Raw genomic sequence first — 1,173 nt, forward strand, 5'->3', positions numbered from 1 at the left:
GATTCAGCTGGCAGATGTCGCCGCCGCCGAGGTCGACCTGGCGATTCGCTACGGCAAGGGCGACTGGACCGACGTGCAGGCCACGCGCCTGATGAGCGAAACACTGTCACCCGTTTGCAGCCCGGCGTTCAAGGCCAGCCAACTGGCCAATGGCCCGCTGCTGATGGCCACCTCGCACCGCCCTTTCGAGTGGACCGACTGGTCCCGGCATTATCAGGTGGATGTGGAGCACTACCCCAAGGCGCTGCTGCACGACTACAACATCGTGGTCGAAGCCGCCGTCGCCGGCCAGGGCATCGCCATGGGCCGCCACCGCCTGATCGAACGCAGGCTCAAGGAAGGCACATTGGTGGAGGCCTTCGACTGGCCGCCCTATCAAAGCGAGATCGGTTACTGGCTGATTGCCCCGCATGGCGAAACCAGCACGGCGGCCGCTTGTTTCAGTGAATGGCTGCGGGAAATCTGTGCCGACGCATGAGTTATTTCGATACGTCGAGTTAAATCTATCCGTTTGTCGGCGAAAATCGCCCCGCCCATGCTGAAGACTCTTTCCAAGAGGATTCATCATGAGCCACTCCATCTCACAACGCGTACAAGCCCTCGGCCTGAGCCTGCCGACACCCAGCCAGCCGATTGCCAACTACGTCAATTACGTGATCAGCCAGAACCAGCTGTTCATCTCCGGCCAAATCCCGCTGCTGGACGGCAAACCGACTTACATCGGAAGACTCGGCGAATCCATCAGCGAAGACGAAGGCGCCAAGGCCGCCGAACTCGCGGCGCTGGGCCTGCTGGCCCAATTAAGCGATGCCCTGGGCGATGACCTGTCGCGACTGGTGCGCATCATTCGGTTGGGCGTATTTATCGCCAGCAGCGGTGATTTCCAGCGCCAGGGTGCAGTCGCCAATGGCGCTTCGAACTTGCTGGTCAACGCCCTCGGCGACAAAGGCCGGCATGCCCGTACGGCCGTGGGCGTCGCCAGCTTGCCGGGCGGCGTAGCCGTGGAGATCGACGCGATTTTCGAGTTGCAGCCGTGACTGCGCTGTCCCTGACCGAGGTCCGGGAGCTGCGGGACGAAACGCCGGGCTGCCAGTCCGGCATCGTCCACTTCAACCACGCCGGGGCCTCCCTGCCCAGCCAAGGGACGCTCGATGCAATCATTGACCAGTTGCA

Annotated in this window: 2 protein-coding genes and 1 pseudogene; all 3 read left to right on the top strand. The window is 62.4% G+C overall.

What is annotated here, in order from left to right:
* Positions 1 to 478 (top strand): LysR substrate-binding domain-containing protein (locus tag HX846_RS15685; protein WP_256739822.1); only part of this gene is annotated, 478 nt, incomplete at its 5' end.
* An 88-nt stretch (positions 479 to 566) separates the two neighbouring features.
* Positions 567 to 1,037 carry a RidA family protein gene (locus tag HX846_RS15690; protein WP_003210913.1) on the top strand — a complete coding sequence of 157 codons (471 nt, stop codon included), beginning with the start codon at positions 567 to 569 and terminating at the stop codon, positions 1,035 to 1,037.
* A pseudogene (locus HX846_RS39575) lies at positions 1,034 to 1,173 on the top strand (aminotransferase); the annotation flags it as partial. The gene HX846_RS15690 and the pseudogene HX846_RS39575, both read left to right, overlap by 4 nt.

Source organism: Pseudomonas sp. K5002, from assembly GCF_013386655.1.
Taxonomy (GTDB): domain Bacteria; phylum Pseudomonadota; class Gammaproteobacteria; order Pseudomonadales; family Pseudomonadaceae; genus Aquipseudomonas.